The sequence below is a fragment of the Aeromonas sp. BIGb0405 genome, from assembly GCF_024807335.1.
Lineage (GTDB): Bacteria > Pseudomonadota > Gammaproteobacteria > Enterobacterales > Aeromonadaceae > Aeromonas > Aeromonas rivuli.
On record NZ_JANUEP010000003.1, the window covers coordinates 288,828 to 311,851 of the forward strand.

Genomic DNA, 23,024 nt, shown 5'->3' on the forward strand with positions numbered 1-23,024 from the left:
GTTATTCGAGCCATTTGCCTAGCGCCAGCGACGCCAGATCAATGAAAGCTCGCAATCTGGGAGGCATAAAACGTTGCCGTGGGTAGACGATGTGGATGGGATCCGCCTTGCCATGCCATTCGGGCAGGACAGGCACCAGTCTCCCCTCTTCGCAGGCCTGGCGACACAGGTAGGAGGGCAACAGTGCCACCCCGCCGCCCGCCTGCACCATGGTCATGATCAGGCCGACATCGTTGATCAGTGTCTGCCGGCCCAGAGAGACGGTCACACTGTTGGCGGCCCCGTCGTGAAGTACCCAGGCCTCCTTGCCCAGTGGCGTAAACTGCAGGCAGGCATGCTGCCGCAGCGCCTGAGGTGCTTCTGGCACCCCGGCGCTGGCAAGGTAATCCGGGCTTGCGAACAGGGCCCAGCGCGCGATGCCCACCTGCTTGGCGATCAGGGTCGAGTCCTTGAGAGGGCCGGTACGAATGGCGACATCGACCCCCTCGGCGACCAGATCCACGTAGCGGTTCATCAACACCAGCTCCACATCGACCTTGGGCCACTGGCTGCGCATCTGGCCCAGGATGGACGACAGGATCTGGTTGCCGACATCCACCGGAGCCGTGATGCGCAGCAGCCCGCAGGGCTCTTCCCGCGCCTCGGTCACCGCCACCTCGGCGTCAAGCACATGCACCAGGCCGGCCGAGGCGTGGTCGAAATAGACCTGTCCGGCATCGGTCAGGTGCAACCTGCGGGTGGTTCGCTGCAAGAGGGTGACGCCCAGACGCTTCTCCAGCATGGCCACCCGATGGCTGACGGTGGAGGTCGGCAAGCCCAGCAGACGCGCCGCGGCGCTGAAGCTGCCCGCTTGCACGACCTTGACGAATACGACGACCTGATTGAAGTCCATTTTCCAACTCATTAGAAAGTGTTTTCTCATTTAACCATCTAGTCCGGTAAATGACTACTTTCTACACTGTCTCCATTGATTCAACGGAGAGACTGAGATGAAAGAACTGGCATTTATCAAGCGCAGCAACGAGAGGCATTGGGTCGGCGATGGCTTCCCGGTCAGGAGCATCTTCTCCTACAACGACATCGCCGAAGAGATGTCCCCCTTCCTGCTGATGGACCATGCGGGCCCGGCCAATTTCCCGGCCACCTCCCATAAACTCGGCGTCGGCCAGCACCCTCACCGCGGGTTCGAAACCGTGACTATCGTCTATGAGGGCGGCGTCTCCCACAGAGACTCCTCGGGGGGCGGCGGCACCATAGGTCCGGGTGACGTGCAGTGGATGACGGCCGCATCCGGCCTTATCCACGAGGAGTACCACAGCCCGGCATTCGCCAGGACGGGCGGCGCCTTCGAGATGGTGCAGCTGTGGGTGAACTTGCCCGCCAAAGAGAAGATGACGGCCCCTGGCTACCAGGGCATCACCGCCGACGAGATCCCTCGGGTGACACTGCCAGAGGGCGCAGGGGAGGCTCGCATCATCGCCGGGCAGCTCGGCGATACCTGCGGCCCTGCCCGCACCTTCACCCCGATGAACGTCTGGGACATGCGTCTGAAGGCTCATCACCAGGTGACGCTCGAACTGCCGGAAGGACACACCACGGCGCTGTTTGTGCTCAAAGGCGCCATTCGCCTCGGCAACCGCCACCCTGTCCGCACCGCCGAGCTGGCAGTCATGGAGCGCCGCGGCAGCCAGCTGGTGATCGATGTCGAGGAAGATACGACGCTGCTGCTGCTCAATGGCGCCCCCCTCGATGAACCCATCGTCGGTCACGGCCCCTTCGTGATGAACACCCAGGACGAGATAGTGCAGGCCATCAATGACTACAACAGTGGCCGTTTCGGCCAGATAGGACGCTGAACCTCAGCCCCAACAAATGGAGAAAATCATGAGCAACCCAGCCAATTTCGACGGCGCCAGACCCGTCCTCAACCCAGATGACGTAGCTATGCTGCTGATCGACCATCAGAGCGGCCTGTTCCAGACAGTGGGCGACATGCCGATGCCGGAACTGCGCCTGCGCGCGGCCGCCCTCGCCAGCATGGCGACGCTGGCCAATATTCCGGTGATCACCACGGCATCTGTCCCGCAAGGACCGAATGGCCCGCTGATACCGGAGATCCACGAGAATGCGCCGCACGCACAGTATGTGGCGCGCAAGGGCGAGATCAACGCCTGGGACAACCCCGATTTCGTCGCGGCGGTCAACGCCACCGGCAAGAAGCAACTGATCATCGCAGGCACCATCACCAGCGTCTGCATGGCCTTCCCTGCCATCAGCGCCGTCAACGCGGGCTATCAGGTGTTTGCGGTTGTCGATGCCTCGGGCACCTACTCCAAGATGGCCCAGGAGATCACCCTGGCTCGCGTGGTTCAGGCGGGCGTGGTTCCCATGGACACCGCGGCAGTGGCTTCCGAGCTGCAAGGCAGCTGGAACCGGGCAGATGCGATGGAGTGGGCGGCTATCTACACCAAGATCTTCCCCGCCTACCAGTTGCTGATCGAGAGCTACGGCAAGGCACAAGCCGTGGCGAAAAACAACGAAGTGCTGGATTCCCAGCGCTGATACCCGCAACAACCAAGGAGAGTCATCATGGCTAAACCCTACGTCAAACTCGACAAGAACAATGCTGCCGTACTGCTGGTGGATCACCAGGCAGGGCTCTCTTCGCTGGTGCGTGACATAGAGCCGGACAAGTTTCGCAACAACGTGCTGGCGCTGGCCGCGCTGGCCAAGTACTTCGAGCTGCCGACCATACTGACCACCAGTTTCGAAAACGGGCCCAACGGCCCGCTGATGACAGAGCTCAAGGAGACCTTCCCGGACGCCCCTTACATTGCCCGCCCAGGACAGATCAACGCCTGGGATAACGAGGAGTTCGTCAAGGCGGTCAAGGCCACCGGCAAGAAGCAGCTGATCATCGCCGGCATCGTCACCGAGGTGTGCGTGGCCTTCCCGACCCTGTCCGCCCTCGAGGAGGGGTACGAGGTGTTTGTCATCACCGATGCCTCGGGAACCTTCAATGAGATCACCCGTCACTCGGCCTGGGATCGGATGTCATCCGCCGGGGCGCAGCTGATGACCTGGTTTGGGGCCGCCTGTGAGCTGCACCGCGACTGGCGCAATGATGTGGAGGGCCTGGGTACCCTGTTCGCCAACCACATCCCCGACTATCGCAATCTGATCAACAGCTACACCACAGCCCAGAGCAGCAAGTAACCTGAACCAGCAACCTGAATAAGACCCCGGGCAACCGGGGTCTTCTGCTTGACGCCATCCATCATCCCTCCCGTTAAATGGCTCCCCACCGCGCTTCTCAGAGTGGTTTGCTCGCGCGAGTCGCTCTGGCATCCCCATCCAAGAGGTGCAGGGGGTCGGACTCTTGTCTGCGACAGGTCGAGCAAACCGGAGTTGCCACAAGGTGTGGTGACCCGATCCAGGCTGTCACGACACTCTTCCTTGAGTTTTCAGGCAATCCGGGATGTGACAGAATACCCCTCTTTTTTTCGTATGGCCCATCCCAGAGTGGCCCATGCCTGTATCGACAAGGCTGAGTTTGTCTTGAAGCAAGATCAGAGTTTTGACGGCCGCGCCGACAAGTTTGCCCGCAACATTTATGACTCCAGCAAGGGGCGCATTCGCACCACTGTGGTGTGGAGCGACATCGAAGCCTGCCTGGCGCGCCTTGGCAATAGGCCCTTGCGCATTCTGGATGCCGGTGGCGGCTTCGGTTATTTCGCCCAGAAGCTGGCGGCCATGGGCCATCAGGTGGAATTGTGCGATCTCTCCGAGGAGATGCTGGCCCTGGCCCGGGTTCAGATCGCCGAGAAGGGGCTGGAAGACAGAATTCGTCTCATCCAGTGCCCCATTCAGGATCTCAAGGCCCATGTGAGCGGCAGCTTCGATCTGGTGCTCTGTCACGCCGTGTTAGAGTGGCTGGCCGAGCCACGTCAGACCCTGTTAGGTCTGTTTCCTTTCGTCCATGCAGGGGGCATACTGTCGCTGCTTTTTTACAACCGTCATGGCTTGCTGTTTCAGAGTCTGGTGGTGGGTAATTTCGACTATGTGCGCCAGGGGCTGAACAAGAAGCGTCAGACCGCCTTGACCCCCACCAATCCACAGTTGCCTGAGCAGGTCTATGACTGGATTGGGCGAGGGGGGCTCAAGATCATCGGCAAGACCGGGGTGCGAGTCATTCATGACTACATGCGCCACAAGCAGGATCAGGTCGAGAAGTTTGACGATCTGCTGGCCATGGAGCAGCACTATTGCCGCCAGGAGCCCTTCGTCGCCCTCGGCCGTTACATCCATGTGATGGCGCAAAAGCCAGCCAGTTGATGTCAGTTTTTATGCTAGCGGGATCTAGCCGCCCGGGGTCATCGACAGTGCCCCGTGGCCCATACCACAGCGAGGGAGTGCGCCATGCACCAGGTGCAGGTCGCTCCCTCGGATATAACAACGAGATGATAACGTCATGATGAGTACATCCCGTACCCTGCCGGAAACGGTGGCATGGGTCAGGCAGGAGGGATTGGCCTTGAGCCTGCCCACCGACAGGTTGGCCTTTCTGATTGCGATAAAGACCTTGTCCGAAGATGAGTCGGACTTGTCGGAAGCGGCGCTGCACGATGCCTTTGGCTATGTAAGCAACGCCTTCGGTCAGATGGATGAGACCCTGACCGGTCGCGCCAACAACGCCATCAACGATCTCATTCGCCAGCAACTGCTGTCGCGTTTCAACACCGACATGGTGGCCGGCGAGAGCCTCTATCGCCTGTCGCGCCTTGGCATGAGCATCGTCGACTTCTTCCTCGACCAGCGTCAGGTCGATAGCATCAAGCTCTCCATCCTGCTCGAACACCTGGCATCCGAGCTCGACACTGCCCGCAAGGCGGCCCTCGAACTCGATACCCGTGAGCAGTGGGATGCCGAGGTGCTGCCCAGGCTGAGTTTCTCTTTGGAAGAGACCCTGGGTCGCATCGACTTGACCCAGCGCGCCATGGATGAGCAGCAGAATCAGGTCAAGAGCGAGATAGCCGCGCTGCTGACCCAGAACTGGATCGATGCCATTCACAACTGTGAAAAGCTGCTGCGCGAGACGGGCCAGACCCTGCGCGAGTTGCAAGACACCCTGGACGCCGCCGGCCACCGCCTGCAGGCGGGGCTGCTCAATATTCAAGAGGCCGCTCAGGGGAGGGACGACTTGTTCCACGTCGAGGAGCTGACCCACGCCCTGCAGGGGCGGCTCGATGTCATTACCAGCTGGGGTCAGCAGTGCATCGAGCTCTGGTCCCGCTACGACAGACATGTTCACAAGTTCATCCGCAACGCCATCGACATGGACAAGAACCGTGCCTTCAGTCAGCGACTGCGCGAATCCATCCGCAACTTCGAGCAGCACAACTTCTTGCTCAGAGTCGCCGAGGAGCCCCGTCTGCTGGAGCTGCGCGACGAAACCATCACCATCCATGATGACGATGTGACCGGCGAAGTGCCGCTGGAGATGGAGTACATGGAGATGGTGGACATCAACCAGGCGCTGGCCGAGCGCATCGAGCGCTATCTTGCCCGTTATCCCGAACAGGGCCATCAGCTGGACTTGGCCGATGTGCTGCGGGAATATCTGCTCGATTTCCCGGCCCACGCCCACTTCGACGTGGCGCGTCTTCTGATCGACCAGGCCGTGCGCCTGGGCCATGCCAGCGGTGAGCACATGCTGCACCGTCAACCCGCATGGAAACCCATCAACCAAGCTGGATCCAAGGTTCAGGCCTATGTCATTGATCAATTCTGAGTTTCCTTTGCCGCTGCGGCTCGCAGAGGCCATCGCCAACCCCTTGTTTCCGCGCATCGACACCGCCTTGCGATCGGGTCGCCACCTCAGTGCCGATGAGTTCGAACAGCACGCCATGCTGGTGGAGTTTCACGGCGAGCTGGAGAATTTCTACGGCCGCTATCAGGTCGAGCTCATCAAGGCGCCGGAAGGCTTCTTCTACCTGCGGCCACGGCCGAGTGCCGACATCGGCACCACAGTGCTCTCCGAGCTCGATATGCTGGTGGGCAAGGTGCTCTGTTATCTGTTCCTGAGCCCGGACCGCCTCGCCTCGGAGGGGGTGTTCACCATGAGCGAACTGCAGGAGGAGGTGCTGAGTCTGGCGGACGAGAAGCAGCTGCTGCGCATGGTCAACAGCCGCTCCGGTGGCACCGATCTGGACAAGAAGAAGCTGCTGGAAAAAATTCGTACCGCCATGCGCCGTCTCAAGCGTTTGGGGATGGTGAGCTCCCTGGGTAACAGCGACAAATTCCGGGTCAACGAGACCGTGTTTCGCTTCGCCGCCGACGTGCGCTCCGACGAGGATCCCCGCGCCGTGCAGCTGCGCATGATCCAGGAGGGAGAGGCCATCTTCCACGACGACGAGATGCCAAGCAGCGATTCGTTGTTCGAGGATGTCGAGGGGGATCTCGACGAAGAGCAGCTTGAGCTGGAGGTGGAAGATGATCTGCAATCCTAAATTCCGGGCTCTGACGGAGCCTGCCGGTGTGATGGTGCTTATTGGTGTGATGGAGCGTGTGGCGTGAGAGGCAAATTCAAATCCCTGACCATGGTCAACTGGAACGGCTTCTTCGCCCGCACCTTCGATCTCGACCAGCTGGTGACCACCCTCTCCGGCGGCAACGGGGCGGGCAAGTCCACCACCATGGCGGCCTTTATCGCGGCCCTCATTCCGGATCAATCCCTGCTCCATTTCCGCAACACCACGGAAGCGGGCTCCAGCAGCGCCTCCCGTGACAAGGGGCTCTACGGCAAGCTGCAGCGCGGTCACTGTTATTCGCTGCTGGAAGTGATGAACAGCCGCGAGCAGCGGATCTGGGTCGGCGTCCACCTGGAGCAGGTGGCGAATCGCGACAACAAGGTCAACATCACCCCCTTCGCGCTGGTGGATGTGCCGGAGCAGCTGCAACCCACCGATCTGCTGCTGGAAAAACTCGAGGATGGCAAGGGACGGGTGCGCGCCTTTGCCGATCTGAAGGGGGCCGCCGCCGAGCTGGGGGCCATGAAGGTCGCCAAGTTCAATACGGTGACCGACTATCACAACTTCATGTTCGAGTTCGGCATCACCCCGAAAAAACTGCGCGACCAAAAAGATCGCGGCAAGTTCTATCGGCTGATCGAAGCCTCCCTCTACGGCGGCATCTCTTCGTCCATCAGCCGATCCCTGCGGGAATACCTGCTGCCGGAGAACTCAGGGGTGCGCAAGGCGTTCCAGGACATGGAGGCGGCCATCTACGAGAACCGCCGTACCCTGGAGGCCATCAAGGAGACCCAGGGGCAGCGGGATCTGTTCAAGAACCTCATTACCGAGACCACCCACTATGTGGCGGCCGAGTATGTGCGGGGCGCCGCCGAGAAGAGCCGTCTCTCCGAGCTGGCCCTCAAGGCGCGCGCCGAGCTGGCCGGCAAGCGTCGCCTCTTGGCCGAAGAGAAGCAGCGCGCCATCTATCTGGCGGACGAGGCGGAACAGCTCACCCACCGCGAGAAGCTGTTGACCGACGAGCTGGAGTCCGCCGCCGAGCACCTGGCCAAGGTGATGGCTGCGGTCAGTTTGCAAAAGAAAATCGATGTGTATCGCGCCGATCTGGCGGAGCTGGTCGACAAGCTTGAGCAACAGCAAGCGATTGTGGAGGAGATCCACGGCCAGCTGCTGGAAGTGGAAGAGCGCAAGGAGCTGGCCCAGGGGGAGGTTGACAGCCTCAAGACCCAGCTCGCCGACTATCAGCAGGCGCTGGATATCCAGCAGACCCGTGCCATCCAGTACCGTCAGGCGGTGCAGGCGCTGGACAATGCCCGCACGCAGTGCGAACTGCCCGAGTTGACCATGGAGCAGGCGAATGAAAGCCTGCATCAGTTCCGCGCCGCCGAGCAGAGCTTAACCCGCCGAATGCTGGGGGCCGAGCAGCAGCTGGCGCTGGCCAAGGCGGCGGTGGCCGAGCATCAGGCCGCGCTGACGCTGCTTTTGAGCATCGCCCCCGAGACCGCCCGCGAGGCCGCCTGGCCCACGGCCCAGGCCCTGCTCAAGCGTCATATCGAAGACAAGGCCCGCATTGCGCAGGGGCAGGGGCTGCGCGCCGCCCTGGCTCGCCTCGAGAAAGAGCGCGACAGCCAGCAGGCACTGCTGCGCTTGCGTGACGAGCTGGCCCAGATTTGCGGCCAGCAGATCGCGAGCCAGGACGAGCTGGAGCTGTTTCTTGAGGCCCAGCGCAACCGTCAGGAGGAGCTCGCCGATCAGCAGGCGGAGGCGAACCAGCGCCGCGCCAGCCTGGAGCATCAGGGCGTCCAGCTGGGCCGCGATATCAGCGATCTCACCAAGCTGGCGCCGCGCTGGCTGAAATCCTTCGAGAAGCTCGAACAGCTGCGCGAGCAGAGCGGATTGCCGCTGGCCACCGCCGAGGCGCTCTCGGCCGGCATGCAGAGCGTGCTCGACAAGGAGCGCGAATTCGAGCAGCAGAGCAACCGCATCCAGGGCCAGAAGCAGGCCCTGGAGCTGCAAATTCGCAACCTGCAGCTGGGTGCCGGCGAGGCGGATCCGCGCCTGGCCCGCGTCGCCGAGCAGGTGGGGGGCGTGCTGCTCTCCGACGTCTATGACGACATCTCCATCGACGATGCCCCTTACTACTCGGCGCTCTACGGCCCGGCTCGTAGCGCCCTGGTGGTGCTCGACCTTGAGGGCGCCATAGAGCGACTGAAGAAGCTGGAAGATTGCCCGGAAGATATCTACCTCATTCAGGGCAACCCCGACTCCTTTGACGAGGATCTGGTGGAAGCCGACGAGCTCGGTGACGCCGTGCTGGTGCGCACCAGCAAGCGTCAGGTGCGCTTCTCCCGCTACCCCGAGCTGCCGCTGTTTGGCCGCGCCGCCCGGGAAAAACGCATAGAGCAGCTCGACCTTGAGCGGGAAAATCTTATCGAGGGCTACGCCAAGGCCGCCTTTGAGCAGCAGAAGTACCACCGCCTCTACGGGCATTTTCGCGACTTTATCGGCCAGCATCTGGATATCGCCTTCCGCCCCGATCCGGAAGCCGAAGTGCAGGCCAAACAGGCCGAGCTGCGCACCCTGCAAGGGGCCATCGCCGAGTGCGACAAGCAGCTGGCCGAGGCCAAGGCGGCCACCGCCCAGCTGACCCGATATATCCAGCTGGTGCAGGGGATGCTGCCCTTCGCCCACCTCTTTGCCGAGACAGACCTGGCGGCCCGTCTCGAGGCGGCCCGCGCCGATGTGGAGGCCCTTAAAACAGCCGAAGCCTTTATCGCCCAACACGGCAAGGGGCTGGAAAGACTGGAAACCCTGGTGCAGGTGCTGCGCCAGGATCCCCAGGATCTCGCCGCCCTGCAGGCCGCGTTCGACGAGGCGAGCGAACTGCTGGCCGAACAGAAGCGCCGTTGCTATGCCCTCGATCAGTTGGTGGCCCGTCTGCCGCACTTTGCCTATCAGGACGCCCAAGACCTGCTCGGCAAGGCCTCGGAGATGAGCGAGCGCCTCAAAGAGAAGCTCAAAGCCGCCGAGCTGGCGGCCCGCACCGCCGGTGAGCAGCACAAGCAGATTGCCCTGCGCCACACCGAGGCGTTGCAGCTGCGCACCGCGCTGAACTCGAGTGTGGAGGCCAAGGGCCAGACCCTGGCGGAGTTCGAGCAGGAGCTGGGGGCCATGGGGCTCACCCTGTCGGACGACATGGAGGAGAAATCCCGCGCCCACAAGAAAGAGATCGAAGAGCTGCTCATTCGCACCCGCTCCCGTCGCACCAGCGCCGAGGCCCAGTTGCAGGTGACCAAGCGCGAGATTGAATCCCTCGGCGGTCGTCTCAAGCTCGAAGGCAAGGACTACTTCGGCGCCCGTAAATCTCTGGTGGGTCACAAGGCGAGCTGGTCGCGGGTGGTGCGGCTGGCGCGGGAGACAGATGTCGAGAAGCGTCTGAACAAGCGCGAGCTGGCATATCTCGATAGCGACGAGCTGCGCTCCATGTCGGACAAGGCCCTCGGCGCCTTGCGGGTGGCGGTGGCCCACGACGAGGCCCTGCGCGATGCGCTGCGCCTCTCCGAGGGCAACCGCAGCACGGAGCAGAAGGTCGCCTTCTACGTGCAGGTCTACCGATATCTGAAAGATCGCATCCGCAACGACATCATCCGCTCGGACGATCCTGTGGAGGCCATCGAGGAGATGGAGATCGAGCTGGCGCGGCTTGCCGACGAGCTCAAGCAGCGGGAGAACCATCTGTCCCTCTCCTCCCACGAGGTGGCGGCCAAGATAACCAACATCATCCGCCGGGAGCAGAACCGCATCCGGGTGCTCAACCAGGGCTTGCAGAACATCGCCTTCGGCCTGGTGCGGGGGGTGCGCCTCAACGTCAACATCCGCGAGGCCCACACTCGCCTGCTGACCGCGCTGGCCGATCAGAGCGCCATGCACAACGACTTGTTCGCCGACAAGGAGCTCAGCTTCTCCGAGGCCATGGCCAAGCTGTTCCAGCGCCTCAACCCGCAGATAGAGCAGGGAGAGCGCAACTATCAGGTGATGGGGGACGTACTGCTGGACTATCGCAACTACCTGGAGCTCGAAATCGAGGTGCAGCGTGGTGCCGATGGCTGGCTGCGTGCCGAGAGCGGCGCCCTCTCTACCGGTGAGGCGATCGGTACAGGTCAGGCCATCCTGTTGATGGTGCTGATCAGCTGGGAGGAGGAGTCCCGCCGCCTGCGCGGCAAGGACATAGCCCCCTGCCGTCTCTTGTTCCTCGACGAAGCGGCGCGGCTGGATGGCAAGTCCATCGCCACCCTGTTCGAGCTGTGCGAGCGCCAGGACATGCAACTGCTTATCGCGGCGCCGGAGAACATCAGTCCCGAGAAGGGCACCACCTACAAGCTCATCCGCAAGGTGCAGGGCAAGCACGAGCACGTGCATGTGGTGGGGCTGCGGGGCTTCGGTTTCGCCGATGACAAGCTGATCGCCTGAGTCCTTCCCCTGACAGGGGCTGACGGAGCAATACGCAAAACGGGAGGCCTGGCCTCCCGTTTTATATGGGAAGTATGCGAGAGTGGCGGCCTGTGATGGGAGCCTGACCGGCTATGAAGGGTTGGTCGCTGTGGCAGGTCTGCCGGACATCGGATCGAGGAGTCAAGAATGAAGTGGAATGTGCAAAGAGGGTTGCTGTTGTCGTGCTGCCTGCTGCTCGCGGCCTGCAGCAGTCAGCCAGAGGCGGGCAAGAGCGGCAACTGGCGGGGTTATACCCAGACGGGGCTGGCCTCCTACTATGCCGATCGTTATCACAACAAGAAAACCGCCAGTGGTGAACTCTACAAGAGCAATGCCAACACGGCGGCCCATATGGCGCTGCCCTTCGGCGCCATGGTGCGGGTGACCAACCTTGCCAATGGCAAGAGTGTGGTGGTCAAGGTCAATGACAGGGGCAACTTCCCCAGAGGCCGGATCATCGATCTCTCAAGAGCGGCATTTAGCAGCATAGGCAACACCCGATCCGGCCTTATCAAGGTCAAGCTCGAAGTCATGTAGGGGCTGCAGGGTCAATCAGCGCTGCCCATTGCAGCGCTGGCAGAAACGCCGGTTAGGCCTCATGTCACGACGCTTCGCATTGACAGAAACTAAAGCCGGACTCTAACTGTGGGGTGAGCGATGGCCGAGTCTGTGACTCGGCTTGTCGGTAACCCTTGCCAGCGCACAGAGACGGAGGAATCGAGATGGCTGACCACAGGCCCGTTCACCTAACCCAGATCCCGGTACAGGGGGCCAAGTCCCTCTATCCAGAACCCTTCGCCTCCCTAGTCAGGCACCGCACCAGGCGCAGATTGGGGGATCACTTCGGTCTCACCAACTTTGGCGTCAACTTTACGACCCTGGCGCCGGGGGCCATCTCGGCGCTCAAGCATCATCACTCCAGACAGGATGAGTTCATCTACATCCTCTCGGGGACCCCCACGCTAGTCCATGGTGATGAGGAGTTCCCGATGTCGCCGGGGGATTGCATCGGTTTCAAGGCCAGCAGTGGCCTGGCTCACCAGCTGTTGAACAGATCCTCCGCAGACGTAACCTACCTTGAAGTCGGCGACAGACTGCCTGCCGATACGGTCGAATACCCCGATGACGATCTGGCCCTGGTACAAGGCGCCGATGGCGCCTGGTCTGCCCTGCATAAAGACGGCACGCCTTACTGAGGGCGGCATAGAGAGCCAGGAGACTGGGTGTGGGCCCAGATTACCGAACCGATGGGCAACGGCGCCGCTCGTGCCTGTGAAGACTGCAGGCCAGGGAGTTGAATGCGCGAGTCGGTGATCAGCGGCTGGCTCTGGTGCGAAAGCCTCGATGGCTCGGTCGCAGGCTTCCCTTCAGGAGGCTTGGGTGCACTCACCAGTCCCGGGACCTGCCTTCCGTGTTGCTCTCGGATTTGTTAAATAGAGCGAACAGTCTGTCCATATTGTCTGTCTATACGCATCAATAGCCTGCTCTTACACTGCGTCTCATGTCGAAGGATGCGCCCTTGGCTCGCTGACAAGCCGCTGTGATGGGCATCCTTTGCCAATGAATTTCTTGATAACGGAGTGTGATGATGAAGATGGAAGCGGACAAACTGGTGTCGATAGCGGTACTCAAGGCCAAAGCGGGCATGGGGGAGGTGCTGCGGCGTGAGTTGCTCGAGCTGATCGAGCCCACGCGCCTTGAACCGGGCAATCTCGATTACGTGCTGTTCGAGCTGCGCGACGAGCCTGAAACTTTTTATATGCGGGAGGCCTTCGTCAATCAGGCCGCTCTGGATGCTCACTGTGCCACCGACTATTTTCAGGCCTTTGCCGGCCAGGCCGAGGAGTTGCTGGCGGAGCCCCTGCGGCTGATCTTGATGGAAGAGGTGAGCCCATAACTCGTCCCCTTGGCCAAGTGAGACCTTTCATTGGCCATCCCCGGGTGGCTTTCGCCCAGAGCCCTCGCGGCGATTCGCCATCAGCGGGTGTCACTGAGCGACGGACTGAGCCATGCTTGCCCTCAACAGAGGATGGCGATACGAAAGCCATCGGGGAGGGACAATGGAGAGAGTGCTGTTGCTGGTGCGCCATGCCAAGTCGAGCTGGGAGGAGGTTGCCCTGCCTGACAGGGCACGGCCGCTCGCCGAGCGTGGCCTGCGCGACGCCCCCCTGATGGGCAGACGGCTGGCGCACGATAAGGTGCGACCCGACCTTATACTGTCGAGCCCCGCCTGCCGGGCCTTGTCGACGGCCCATATCATCGCCGAGACGCTCGGTTACCGGCCAGAGGAGATAGTCACGGACGAGCGGCTCTATGGCGCAGATGTGAGGACCCTGCTTGAGGTGATGGGGGAGCTGGGTGACGAGTTAAGATGCGTCATGCTCTTTGGTCACGATCCCGAGTTCACCGACCTTGCCCACCGCTTTTCCGGCAAGATCACCCGGATGCCGACCTGCGCCGTCGCCCGCTTCACCTTTGACGCCCCCTCCTGGTCGGCCGCTGTGTCGCAAACGCCGCTGACGGCCGTGCTCGACTATCCGAAAAAGGGGTAAGTGAATGGCAAGAGGAAGCGCAGGGTAGTCGCTCACCGGGTTGGTGAAGAAGCTGGCAAGAGATCAAACAAGAAGGGGAGCCCAGGCTCCCCTTCACATTCCCGTCATGTCGCCTATTTGGCGGCGATCGGCCCCTTGGTGCCCGCATCGTTATCGACCCAGCCATCTTCACCCTGGATGCGACGATCCCCCTGTATGGTATAGATGACCATGCCCTCCTTGAACACCAGGGCCCCGTCAGATTTCTTGGCACTGACCTGCTTGTCGTTGACCCACACCTGATCCTTGTCATCGATGCGGATGGTGGCCACGGTGGCGCCCGTCTCGGGGAAGGTGGCGACCCAGTTGCCGGCGTAGGGGCTGGCGCTGGTGGCCGCCGCCGGAGCATCACCGAACCCGGCGGCCGCGTTCTCGGCCTTGGTCTTGTGAATGTCGCAGCCCTGGGCCTCGCTCACCTGGGTGCAGCCGGAGCGCTCCAGCTGCTGGGCATATTTTGCGTTGATGGCGTGAGCCGGGGCCATGCCAAGCAGGGACAGGGTGACGATCAGAGCAGCATTCCTGGACATAGTGGATCCCTCAAATGTGAGTCTTGCCGGTTCATCGCAGCCTTGACTGCCATGAGCAACAGCCTGGGTTCGCGGTAATATCCTGGGTGCGAGGTGGCAGGCCCCTCTCACGTTAGCACCTGAAACAGGGCTCGAACAGGTAGTCGACAAACAGATGCGATCCACGGGGAGCCACTGAACTGCGGGATCAACTCTGGGTTCGCCGCATTCCGGTGTCGAGATAGAGGCTGCTATGGTGGACGCTGTGGCTGACGAACATCACCTGATGACGGCTCTGATCCGACAGTATTATGATGTCGCCAGCACAGACCGGGCAGCTGAACGCCATCTCGTGTTCGGGGGCCGCCAATTGATCGGCCTGCTCCTTGAAATCCAGGGTGTAAGAAAACATATGGCTCTCCAACTCGCACATATACAGACACGGCTCCCCAACTCTAGACCCTGGAATAGCCCTTCGCGGCGCCCGTTCGGCGCCAATGGCAGGGTTATTTACCGCGCAAGCAGGTGCCCTGCCTGGTTTTTACCCATTGGGAACCGTTTTGCAGCTGTCCCAGCTTGCTCGCTCCCCCGTATCAATGGACACAAGGAGTTGTCATGACGCAACCCGAGCACCCGGCCCAGGCGGACGGGGTTATCACCACTGAGTTGACCCGCATCGCGGCCTTTGCCGATGGCGAGCAAGGTGGCAATCCAGCAGGAGTCTGGATTGGCGCAAGCTTGCCTGCGGCGAGCGAGATGCAGCGTATCGCCGCCGAGGTGGGATTCTCGGAAACCGCATTCGCGGCGCCCCTCTCTGCACACCCGTCGTCCGGGGGAGCACACCCCGCACCGCGGGAGTGGCGGGTGCGCTACTTCTCCCCCGAGGCAGAGGTACCCTTCTGTGGTCATGCCACCATAGCCCTGGGGGTTGCCCTGGCACGGCGCTTCGGGGCCGGGGATGTTGGATTGAGCCTCAGCCAGGCCGCAATCCGGGTGTCGGGCTGGCAGGATGAGGCGGGACAATGGCTCGCGGCCTTGCAATCCCCTTTGACTCGCAGCCAGCCGGCACCTGCCGATGTGGTGCGCGAGGCCCTGGCGCTGTTTGGTTATCACGCGGCAGATCTCGATCCGCGCATTCCCCCTGCACTTATCCATGGCGGTGCCGATCATCTGGTGCTGGCCTTGAACAGCCGTGAGGCGCTCAGGGCCATGGACTATGAATTTGCCCAGGGCCAGATCCTGATGCGCCGTGAAGGTTGGGTGACCATATTGTTGAGCCACGCAGAGAGTCATCAGCTGTTTCATACCCGTAACCCCTTTGCCTATGGTGGTGTCTATGAAGACGCGGCAACTGGGGCGGCCACCGCGGCCTTTGCCGGGTACCTGCGTGATCTCCGGTGGCCCCACGGTGGCATGATTGATCTGATCCAGGGGGAAGACATGGGCATGAGATCGCGGCTGCATGCCGAGATCCCGGCCGAGCCAGGCAGTTCGATCCGGGTATCCGGCAAGGCCCGGCTGATGTGAGCCCACCGCCCTATATCCAAGCAACGAGGGGAAAGCCGATGACATTTTTCGAGCGCGTCGAGATCCGGGCATTGAGTGAACGTCTGCTGGCGTTGGCGGCGGGGCAGGGGATCTTGCTCACCAGCCGTGCGGGTCGCGAGCTGGAGGAGATGTTGAAAAATGTCAGGGGGGTGCAGCCGATAGGGCGGGGTGAGCGGCGTCAGTTGACCGAGCGGGGGCGTGAATTCTTGATAGGAAAGCTCGCGCAAACAGCAGGCGAGTCGCCCTGGTCGGGTGAGGCGGTATTGGCGGCGTTAGGGGGGCAGTTACCCGCGAGTATTAACAGTGCGACCCTGAGTGGGCTCTGGTTGCAAGATTGTAAAGCCATCTTGTCTCCTGCCCACTTGGCGCGGGCTGAGGCGCTGGGGGTGAGGGTATTCAATGATGAAGTGATCCGGCTTCGCAGTGCTTCATCGCTATCTCTGTTATGGAAAGATGGCAGCCGTTATTGCGCAGATGAAAGCCTGAATATGTTGGGTGAGATGGCCTTACCAGAGCGCGCCTTGGCCAGATTGCAAGGCGTCGAGTGGCAAGGTAAGCAGATTATCACGGTGGAGAACAAAGGTGCCTTTGTGGATTACCCCCTGCAACAGGGGGAGTTGCTGCTCTATGTGCCGGGTCGCAATACGGTGTTGGCCAAACAAGTGATCCCTTTACTGCCTGCTGCTATTGCCTGGGCTCACTTTGGCGATCTGGATCAGCGTGGCGTGGATATTGCCAGCGGGCTGGCCGTCGCCATGAACAGGCCTCTAGCACTCTGGTTGCCAGAGGATCTCATGGAATATGCATGCCGCTACGCTCGCCCCTTGATCCGCCAGTTGGAAGGGCAGAAAAGCAGCAGAGGGAAGATCCCTTGGCGACTCGCTAGCGTTCAGTCGAGTGGGGTGTTGATAGAAGCCTTGACTCATCTGATAACCCATAAAGCATGGCTGGAACAGGAAGTCCTGGTGTCGGCCAGACGTTGGACGTCATGGTCTCTTCGTGAAACCCCGATGTCATTACACGGTAAAAACTGACTTCTTTCGGGGGCATCCATTACCGCGACTTTTCAAAGGCGTCGCCACGGAAATGGCTCCAGTGATCGACGTCTTGGGAAATACCCAGAGACATGTTCTGTGGTGGTTGCCGGGTTCAGGCTGGGACTAGGTAAGGACCAGAGAGGATGGACACAACCTCAAGGCCGCCCGCTCAGCAAGATGGCGCCACCGAGAGTGATAAAGATCCCACCGCTAAGGCGGGTAAAGAGTCGTTGACTGCGGGCCGGGTTGAAATAGCGACCGGCCCGTCTGGCCAGGGCGACATAGCTCAGATGCACCAGGCTGACGATGAGGCAGATGGTCAGATACATGACAGAAAACTGCAGCGGCAGCGGGCTCTGATGGTCGAGGAACTGGGGCAGCAGAGCACAGAGGAAAATAATGGTCTTGGGGTTGCTGGCAGAGACCAGAAAGGCCTCACGCCACAGGGAAAAGTGCTGTCTGGGTCTGCTCGCCGAGCCGGTCAGCACCACACCCTGTTGAGTCGAGCCGGCGGCCCGCAGCGCCTTGTAACCGAGATAGATGAGGTAGCCGCCACCCGCCAGCTTGAGGGCGAGGAACAGAGGAGGCAGGGTCTGCAACAGGGCGCCAACGCCCATGGCGACCAGCAAGATAAGGATGGCCTGACAGAGCAGATTCGCGCTGATGGTGAGCAGCGCCGCGCGCCAACCGAGTTGCAGGCCATTTTTGACGACCAGCAAGACATTGGGGCCCGGGGTCAGCGTTGCCAGCAGATAGGCAAGCAGGAACAACATCCATGTATCCAGGTTCATATTTATCCCTTGTAAAAAATGCATCATGCCTCTGTGCCAAGGGGATAGTCCAGCAAGATAGGTGGCGGCTCGATCCGGGCCGCACCTGGGCACTTCCAACTCTCGTCTGCCACACAAATATTGTCTGGCACCTGGCCTTGGGGCGGGGTGATGCGAGCTGAGGTCCGGGCGATGAAACGCCGAATAGAAAAAACCGCCTGAGGGCGGTTTTTCATCATGGCAGCCCTTATTTCAGGGCTTTCTTCAGCTTCTTGATCTTACCTTCGTGCTTGGCGATCTTGGCCTGACGAGCTTCAATTTTCTTCTTGATGTCTTTCTTGGATGCCTTAGCCATATTCCATTCTTCCTTAATGTCGGCACAGGGTGCCCTGGGTTGTCTCTCCATCGACGACTTGACTGATGATGAGGGTTAATTATCGTCTTGCTGTGAGCGAATATATTGCCGAATGAAGCGGCGGATCTCTCGGGAGGCCGAGCTGTCTTGCTGCTCACAAAGGTCGATAAATTGATCCCGCTCCTCGCCCGAGAGGCGGATGATTAATTGGGCGTCCTTCTTGGGCTTGCTGGCCCGCTTGCGTGGCACCTGTTCCATCTGGTTTCTCGCGTATCGCCAATGTATATACACTGTAGTGCAAATATCCGCCATGTCAAGCCTGAACGATGAGCCAAGTGGCGCTGGCTTTCCGACGATGTGGAGGGTGTGTCGCAAACCACTATGGCACTGGTCACTGATCCTCGGTGAGGAGGACAATAAAAAAGCGCCCGGAGGGCGCTGTTTATTCTCGATGTAACAGTATGGTTTATCAGGCTTTCTTCAGGTAGGCCGCGACCAGTACTATCTGCACGCCATTGACCTTGCCTTCGATATGCAGGGGATTGTTGGTCAGGCGTATGCCCTTGACCAGGGTGCCGCGTTTGGCGGTAAAGCCACCCCCTTTGACCTCCAGATCCTTGATCAGAGTGACTGCATCCCCCTCGACCAGCACGGCGCCGTTGGAGTCGACGGTCGCGACGCTATCGTCATCTTCCGCGCTGCTGCCGGCTTCGGCCCAGCTCTTGGTCTCTTCTTCCATGTACATCATGTCGACCAGGTCCTGGGCCCAGACTTCGCCTTGGCCAGCCAGATGCTTGAGCTGGCGCCATGCCAGTACCTGCACAGCCGGGACCTGGCTCCACATGCTGTCACCCAGGCAGCGCCAATGGTTGACGACTGTGGTGTCAGGTTGCGTCAGCTGGTCATGACAGGTCGCGCACAGGGCGGCACTGTGATCATCATCTTGTGCAGGAGAGTGGGGAACCTGATAGGCAGTCAGGGCCTGTTCGGCACTGCACAGTTCACATTTGGCGCCAGCGCGCGCCTGCAAGATGGCATTGATGGTCATATCAAGGAGTCCCGGATGATGAGAGGCCCGCTGGGCCTGATAAGTGATTCGAGGCGCGCCTTGGGCGAGCGCCATAACAGGGGCCGTAATATAGCATAAATCCCCTCTGTTTGTCAGGGAAAAGCGTCGGGGCTATGCCGCCGACGGGACCCTATATGGGGGGAGGGGATTGCAATCGCCATCCAAGCTGGATAAGGCGCGATATGAATGGTTATTTATACCCCATGAAGGAGGATGACCTGCTGGGATTTTCCTGCGTGCTGTCGACAATATATCCAGGGAACATGGAGCCCCCTTTCCCGGGTGATGGTGCGTCATGTTTTGACGGTTATTTTCCCGCATCACAAGGAGGTGTGGAATACGCATCGGCTCGTTTGTGATTGTCATGAAAATAGCCGACAGGTATCGTTAAAAACGCCAAGACAATATGTATCTATCTGTTTTTATTTGAATTTAAATCTTCCCTCTTATCCATGGGCTGGCGGTCTTTGCCCAGTGATACATGGATGCCAGCCTGTGCTCCCATGCTATCCATCACGCTTATTCCTGACGTTGTCGATTTATTCAACGTTATTTCACTCGGTCACTGCCTGCTCTGTCACTGATGCGCAACAAAATCCTGTAATTGTTAACCAGCTCGCGGCATGAAGGGAGCCAAACTGGCACATTAGCGCGGTATTTGGCTCAGCCAATACAGCTGAAATAAGGTGCTGCCCGCCTGGCGGGTCATTAACAAATTTACCAATAAAAAAGGAATACTGGCTTATGTCTGGACGACATTCACTGATAGCGGCGGCCGTTGGCTTGGCCCTGTCAGGGCAAACCCATGCCCAATTGCTCATCACCGAGTACCTGGAAGGAACCGGTAACAACAAGGCAATCGAGCTGAGCAACCTGGGTAGCACGGCGCTGAACCTCGCCGACTACCGCCTCGCCCTCTATGCCAATGGTCGCACCCTGGCCCAGGGCCCGACCAACAGCCTGACCCTGCAAGGGCAGCTTGCCCCGGGGGCGAGTCTGGTACTGGCCCACCCGAGCGCCAGTGCCGATATCCTCGCCAAGGCCAACCAGACCAGTGGCAATCTTACCTTCAACGGTGACGACGGCCTAGTGCTCTATCGTGGCGACGACCTGGCCGACAGCCTGGGACAGATTGGGGTCGATCCTGGCAGCGCCTGGCAATCGGGCTCGGTCAGCACCCTGGACATGACCCTGCGCCGCAAGGCCACCGTCAATCAGGGCCGTGTGGATGCCGGATCCCCCTTCGATCCCGCCCTGGAGTTCAGCGCCTTTACCAAGGATGACGCCAGCGGCCTGGGTTGCAACGGCGAGTCGGCCTGCGATGACAGCACACCCCCCAATGCCTTTGTCTGCCCGGTCGATGGGCTGACCCCCATTCCGGCCATTCAGGGCAGTGGCGCCACCAGTCCGCTGGTGCCCGCCGGTCGCTTCGAATCCGATATCACCTATACCACCCGTGGCCGGGTGACCCAGGTGGTCAATGGCCTCTACAAAGGCTTCTTCATCCAGGAAATGCAAGGGGATGGCGATGAGCGCACCTCGGATGGCCTCTTCGTCCATAGCACCCAGAGCAACCCCGCCATCAAGCCCGGGGTCGAGGTCTGTGTGCAAGGCAAGGTGGCCGAGTACTATAACCAGACCCAGATAGGTGCAACCGATCTGGTGGTGACCGATACCAATGTGCAGCCGCTGGCAGCGGTGGATCTGCTGCCCGATGGGGGCGAATCCCTGCAGGCACTGCTCGAGCGCCATGAAGGGATGCGGGTGCGGCTGGTGCCAGCCTCCAGCCTGGTGGTGACCCGTAACTTCAGCTTCGATTACGACGGCAAACGCAACAACCTGGTGCTGGCCTATGGGGCGCCGCTCATCAAGTCGACCCAGAAGTTCCCGGCCATGAGCCAGGAGGCGAGCGACTGGGCCGCGCGCAACCTTGCCAACCAGCTGGTGGTCGAGACCGATGCCAAGGCGCCGGATGGCGTTCTGCCCTGGTACCCGGGCTTCCATCCGGAGCAGGGTTATCTGCGTATCGGCGACAAGCTCAACAACCTCGAAGGGGCCATCGGTTACTCCTACAGCCAGTACCGTCTGGTGGCCGATAACCAGATTGGCAGTGCCGACGTGGACCATGGCGGTTGGGACAGGAGTGACACCCCAGAACTTGCCATGACCGGCGATCTGCGCATTGCCAGCTTCAACGTGCTCAACTTCTTCACCAGCGTGGTGGGGGGCGATGCCAACCCGACCGGCAGCAACCGCGGCGCCCTGACGGTCCCTGAGTTCGAGTTGCAGCGCACCAAGATAGTCAGCGCCATCACCCGCCTCAACGCCGATGTGGTGGGGTTGATGGAGATAGAGAACAACGGTTATGGCGAACACTCGGCCATCGCCAATCTGGTGGCGGCGCTCAACGGGGCCTTGCCCGACGAGGCGGATCACTATGCCTGGGTAGCCTCTCCGGATGGCCAGCCTATCGGCACCGATGCCATCACAGTCGGCCTTATCTACAAACCGGCCAAGGTGCAACTTGCCGGTGGCGCCGAGCTGATCCCGCTGCCGGTACAAGTCGCCGAGACCCAGGACGCGGCGGGCAAACCGGTGACCATTCGCCAGGGCATGCGGGAATCCCTGCTGCAACGCTTCACCTCACCCAAGGGGGATGCGCCGCTGACCCTGGTGGTCAACCACCTCAAGTCCAAGGGGTCGGCCTGCTTTGAAGATTATCCGGATTACGCCAGCGCCGATCCCCTCGATGGTCAGGGCCACTGCAATGCCCTGCGGGTCTCCGCCGCCAAGGTGCTCGGCGAGCAGCTGGCCACTGAGAGCGGCGATCTGCTGCTGCTCGGCGACCTGAATGCCTATGGGCTGGAAGATCCCATCCGGGTGCTGACCGATTATGATCCGGCGGCGCAAGCGCGCCAGATCCTGAGCGCCTCCTTCACCACGCTGGCGGGGCAGCCTTATGAAGAGCAAGGCAGTGCCCTTGGCAAGGGGGCCGGGCTTGTCAACCTCAATACCCAGTTCCACGGCACCGACACTTACTCCTACAGCTACGAAGGGGAGCTGGGCAATCTGGATCACGCCCTGGCAAATGCCTCCCTGGCCAGCAAGGTGGTGGGCATAGAGGATTGGCACATCAACTCGGCGGAGAGCAATTTCTTCGAGTACGGGGTCAAGTACAGCGGCCAGTTGGCCAAGTCGGAAGGTCCCTTCAGCGCCTCGGATCACGATCCCGTGCTGATTGCCATCGACTATCCCGAGCCGCCTGCCGGGGTCATTGCCCTCGACAGTGCCGTGGCCCAGGTGGAAGAGGGTCAGACCCTGACTCTGACCGTGAGCCGCAAGGATGGCAGCCATGGGGCGGCCAGCGTCGACTACCGTCTGGTGTTTGGCAGCGCAGGGGCCACCGATGTGGCCCCGGTTTCCGGAACCCTCAACTGGTTAGCGGGCGACGAAGAGAGCAAGACCATCAGCATCCCGGTCTTTAGCGATGGCCTGCATGAAGGGGATGAGCAGTTCACCCTGATGTTGCAGGATGCCAGCGGCGCCACCTTGGGTGAGCAGAGTCAGACCCTGGTCACCATCAAGGACAAGGCGATGGCGGCCACCATCGCCATGGCACAAGGGGAGATGCGAGTCAGCGAGGGGCAGTGGTTCGCCGAGATCCCGCTGGTACGCAGCGGCGACCTGAGTCAACCTGCCCGGGCCCAGCTTGCCTTCCAGGGCCAGAGTGCTTACTGGGGTCTGGACTTCCTGCCCTGGCTCAGCCCTTCCGTGAGCTGGGCGGCGGGCGAGGGCGGCAGCAAATCGGTCAAGGTGCTGATCCTGGATGACTGGTTCGTCGAGGGGACTGAACAGTTCACCGCCACCCTGCGTCAGGTGCGCGGCGCCGTGGCGGGAGAGCAACGCCAGACCCGGGTACAGATAGAAGACAACGACAAACCCTGGTGGCCCTTTGGCCGCAAAAATAGTTAAGTTAGCTAATTGATAAAGGGGAGCCTTGGCTCCCCTTTTTATTGAGAGATTAAACTTATTTTAATTTCGCGACTTGCCAGCTTTATTTCGCAACTTGTTAAGATTGAGGGTCGATAGATGAGTACTATTGTCTGATTAAACGAGCGCTCAGGGAG

The 23,024-nt window shown here is 60.7% G+C and carries 20 protein-coding genes; 14 read left to right on the plus strand and 6 right to left on the minus strand.

Annotation, left to right across the window (positions count from 1 at the left end; translation table 11 throughout):
* Position 1: 1 nt before the first annotated feature.
* Positions 2-892 carry a LysR family transcriptional regulator gene (locus tag M2366_RS09625; protein WP_259269581.1) on the minus strand — a complete coding sequence of 297 codons (891 nt, stop codon included), beginning with the start codon at positions 890-892 and terminating at the stop codon, positions 2-4.
* Positions 893-989: 97 nt separating this feature from the next.
* Between M2366_RS09625 and M2366_RS09630 the strand changes: the two genes are divergently transcribed.
* From M2366_RS09630 to M2366_RS09680, 11 genes are all read left to right on the plus strand, one after another.
* A complete protein-coding gene (locus M2366_RS09630; protein ID WP_259269582.1) occupies positions 990-1,856 on the plus strand; it encodes a pirin family protein in 867 nt (288 codons plus the stop codon).
* A gap of 28 nt (positions 1,857-1,884) precedes the next feature.
* Complete coding sequence (locus M2366_RS09635) at positions 1,885-2,562, plus strand: hydrolase (RefSeq protein WP_042043172.1); 678 nt, start codon at positions 1,885-1,887, stop codon at positions 2,560-2,562.
* Positions 2,563-2,589: 27 nt separating this feature from the next.
* Positions 2,590-3,216: an isochorismate family cysteine hydrolase YcaC gene (gene ycaC, locus M2366_RS09640; RefSeq protein ID WP_259269583.1), complete on the plus strand. Its 627-nt coding sequence runs from the start codon at positions 2,590-2,592 to the stop codon at positions 3,214-3,216.
* A 342-nt stretch (positions 3,217-3,558) separates the two neighbouring features.
* Positions 3,559-4,335 carry a tRNA uridine 5-oxyacetic acid(34) methyltransferase CmoM gene (gene cmoM, locus M2366_RS09645; protein WP_042043267.1) on the plus strand — a complete coding sequence of 259 codons (777 nt, stop codon included), beginning with the start codon at positions 3,559-3,561 and terminating at the stop codon, positions 4,333-4,335.
* 136 nt (positions 4,336-4,471) lie between these two features.
* Complete coding sequence (gene mukF, locus M2366_RS09650) at positions 4,472-5,791, plus strand: chromosome partition protein MukF (protein WP_042043177.1); 1,320 nt, start codon at positions 4,472-4,474, stop codon at positions 5,789-5,791.
* Positions 5,772-6,509: a chromosome partition protein MukE gene (gene mukE, locus M2366_RS09655; RefSeq protein ID WP_042043179.1), complete on the plus strand. Its 738-nt coding sequence runs from the start codon at positions 5,772-5,774 to the stop codon at positions 6,507-6,509. The genes mukF and mukE overlap by 20 nt, the downstream gene beginning before the upstream one ends.
* 63 nt (positions 6,510-6,572) lie before the next feature.
* Complete coding sequence (gene mukB, locus M2366_RS09660; RefSeq protein ID WP_259269584.1) at positions 6,573-11,000, plus strand: chromosome partition protein MukB; 4,428 nt, start codon at positions 6,573-6,575, stop codon at positions 10,998-11,000.
* A 168-nt stretch (positions 11,001-11,168) separates the two neighbouring features.
* A complete protein-coding gene (locus M2366_RS09665) occupies positions 11,169-11,558 on the plus strand; it encodes a septal ring lytic transglycosylase RlpA family protein (protein WP_259269585.1) in 390 nt (129 codons plus the stop codon).
* Between the two features lie 185 nt (positions 11,559-11,743).
* A complete protein-coding gene (locus tag M2366_RS09670; protein ID WP_042652248.1) occupies positions 11,744-12,217 on the plus strand; it encodes a cupin domain-containing protein in 474 nt (157 codons plus the stop codon).
* A 392-nt stretch (positions 12,218-12,609) separates the two neighbouring features.
* Positions 12,610-12,918: a putative quinol monooxygenase gene (locus M2366_RS09675; RefSeq protein WP_259269738.1), complete on the plus strand. Its 309-nt coding sequence runs from the start codon at positions 12,610-12,612 to the stop codon at positions 12,916-12,918.
* A gap of 163 nt (positions 12,919-13,081) precedes the next feature.
* Entirely contained in the window at positions 13,082-13,573 is a 492-nt protein-coding gene (locus M2366_RS09680) for a histidine phosphatase family protein (RefSeq protein WP_259269586.1), read from the plus strand.
* Positions 13,574-13,686: 113 nt separating this feature from the next.
* On the opposite strand, the gene M2366_RS09685 is transcribed toward M2366_RS09680, so the two are convergent.
* Both M2366_RS09685 and M2366_RS09690 read right to left on the minus strand, forming a co-directional pair.
* The gene (locus M2366_RS09685) at positions 13,687-14,139 is read right to left on the minus strand and encodes a hypothetical protein (RefSeq protein ID WP_259269587.1); all 453 of its coding nucleotides are present in this window, start codon (positions 14,137-14,139) and stop codon (positions 13,687-13,689) included.
* Positions 14,140-14,326: 187 nt separating this feature from the next.
* Positions 14,327-14,530 (minus strand): hypothetical protein, encoded by a 204-nt coding sequence (locus M2366_RS09690; RefSeq protein WP_042043189.1) that lies wholly within the window; start codon positions 14,528-14,530, stop codon positions 14,327-14,329.
* 203 nt (positions 14,531-14,733) lie between these two features.
* Here M2366_RS09690 and M2366_RS09695 point away from each other — a divergent pair, with 203 nt between their 5' ends.
* On the plus strand, positions 14,734-15,645 hold the full coding sequence (locus M2366_RS09695; RefSeq protein WP_259269588.1) for a PhzF family phenazine biosynthesis protein: 912 nt from the start codon (positions 14,734-14,736) through the stop codon (positions 15,643-15,645).
* 38 nt (positions 15,646-15,683) lie between these two features.
* Positions 15,684-16,700 carry a Wadjet anti-phage system protein JetD domain-containing protein gene (locus M2366_RS09700; RefSeq protein ID WP_259269589.1) on the plus strand — a complete coding sequence of 339 codons (1,017 nt, stop codon included), beginning with the start codon at positions 15,684-15,686 and terminating at the stop codon, positions 16,698-16,700.
* 158 nt (positions 16,701-16,858) lie between these two features.
* On the opposite strand, the gene M2366_RS09705 is transcribed toward M2366_RS09700, so the two are convergent.
* The 3 genes from M2366_RS09705 to M2366_RS09715 all read right to left on the minus strand — a co-directional run bounded on the left by M2366_RS09705 (position 16,859) and on the right by M2366_RS09715 (position 18,876).
* Positions 16,859-17,494: a LysE family translocator gene (locus M2366_RS09705; protein ID WP_259269590.1), complete on the minus strand. Its 636-nt coding sequence runs from the start codon at positions 17,492-17,494 to the stop codon at positions 16,859-16,861.
* A 409-nt stretch (positions 17,495-17,903) separates the two neighbouring features.
* Positions 17,904-18,086, minus strand: a complete 183-nt coding sequence (locus tag M2366_RS09710; RefSeq protein WP_042043195.1) for a hypothetical protein — start codon at positions 18,084-18,086, stop codon at positions 17,904-17,906.
* A 211-nt stretch (positions 18,087-18,297) separates the two neighbouring features.
* Entirely contained in the window at positions 18,298-18,876 is a 579-nt protein-coding gene (locus M2366_RS09715; RefSeq protein ID WP_259269591.1) for a PhnA domain-containing protein, read from the minus strand.
* Between the two features lie 765 nt (positions 18,877-19,641).
* On the opposite strand from M2366_RS09715, the gene M2366_RS09720 reads away from it, so the two are divergent.
* A complete protein-coding gene (locus M2366_RS09720) occupies positions 19,642-22,869 on the plus strand; it encodes an ExeM/NucH family extracellular endonuclease (RefSeq protein WP_259269592.1) in 3,228 nt (1,075 codons plus the stop codon).
* The last annotated feature ends 155 nt before the right edge of the window (positions 22,870-23,024 follow it).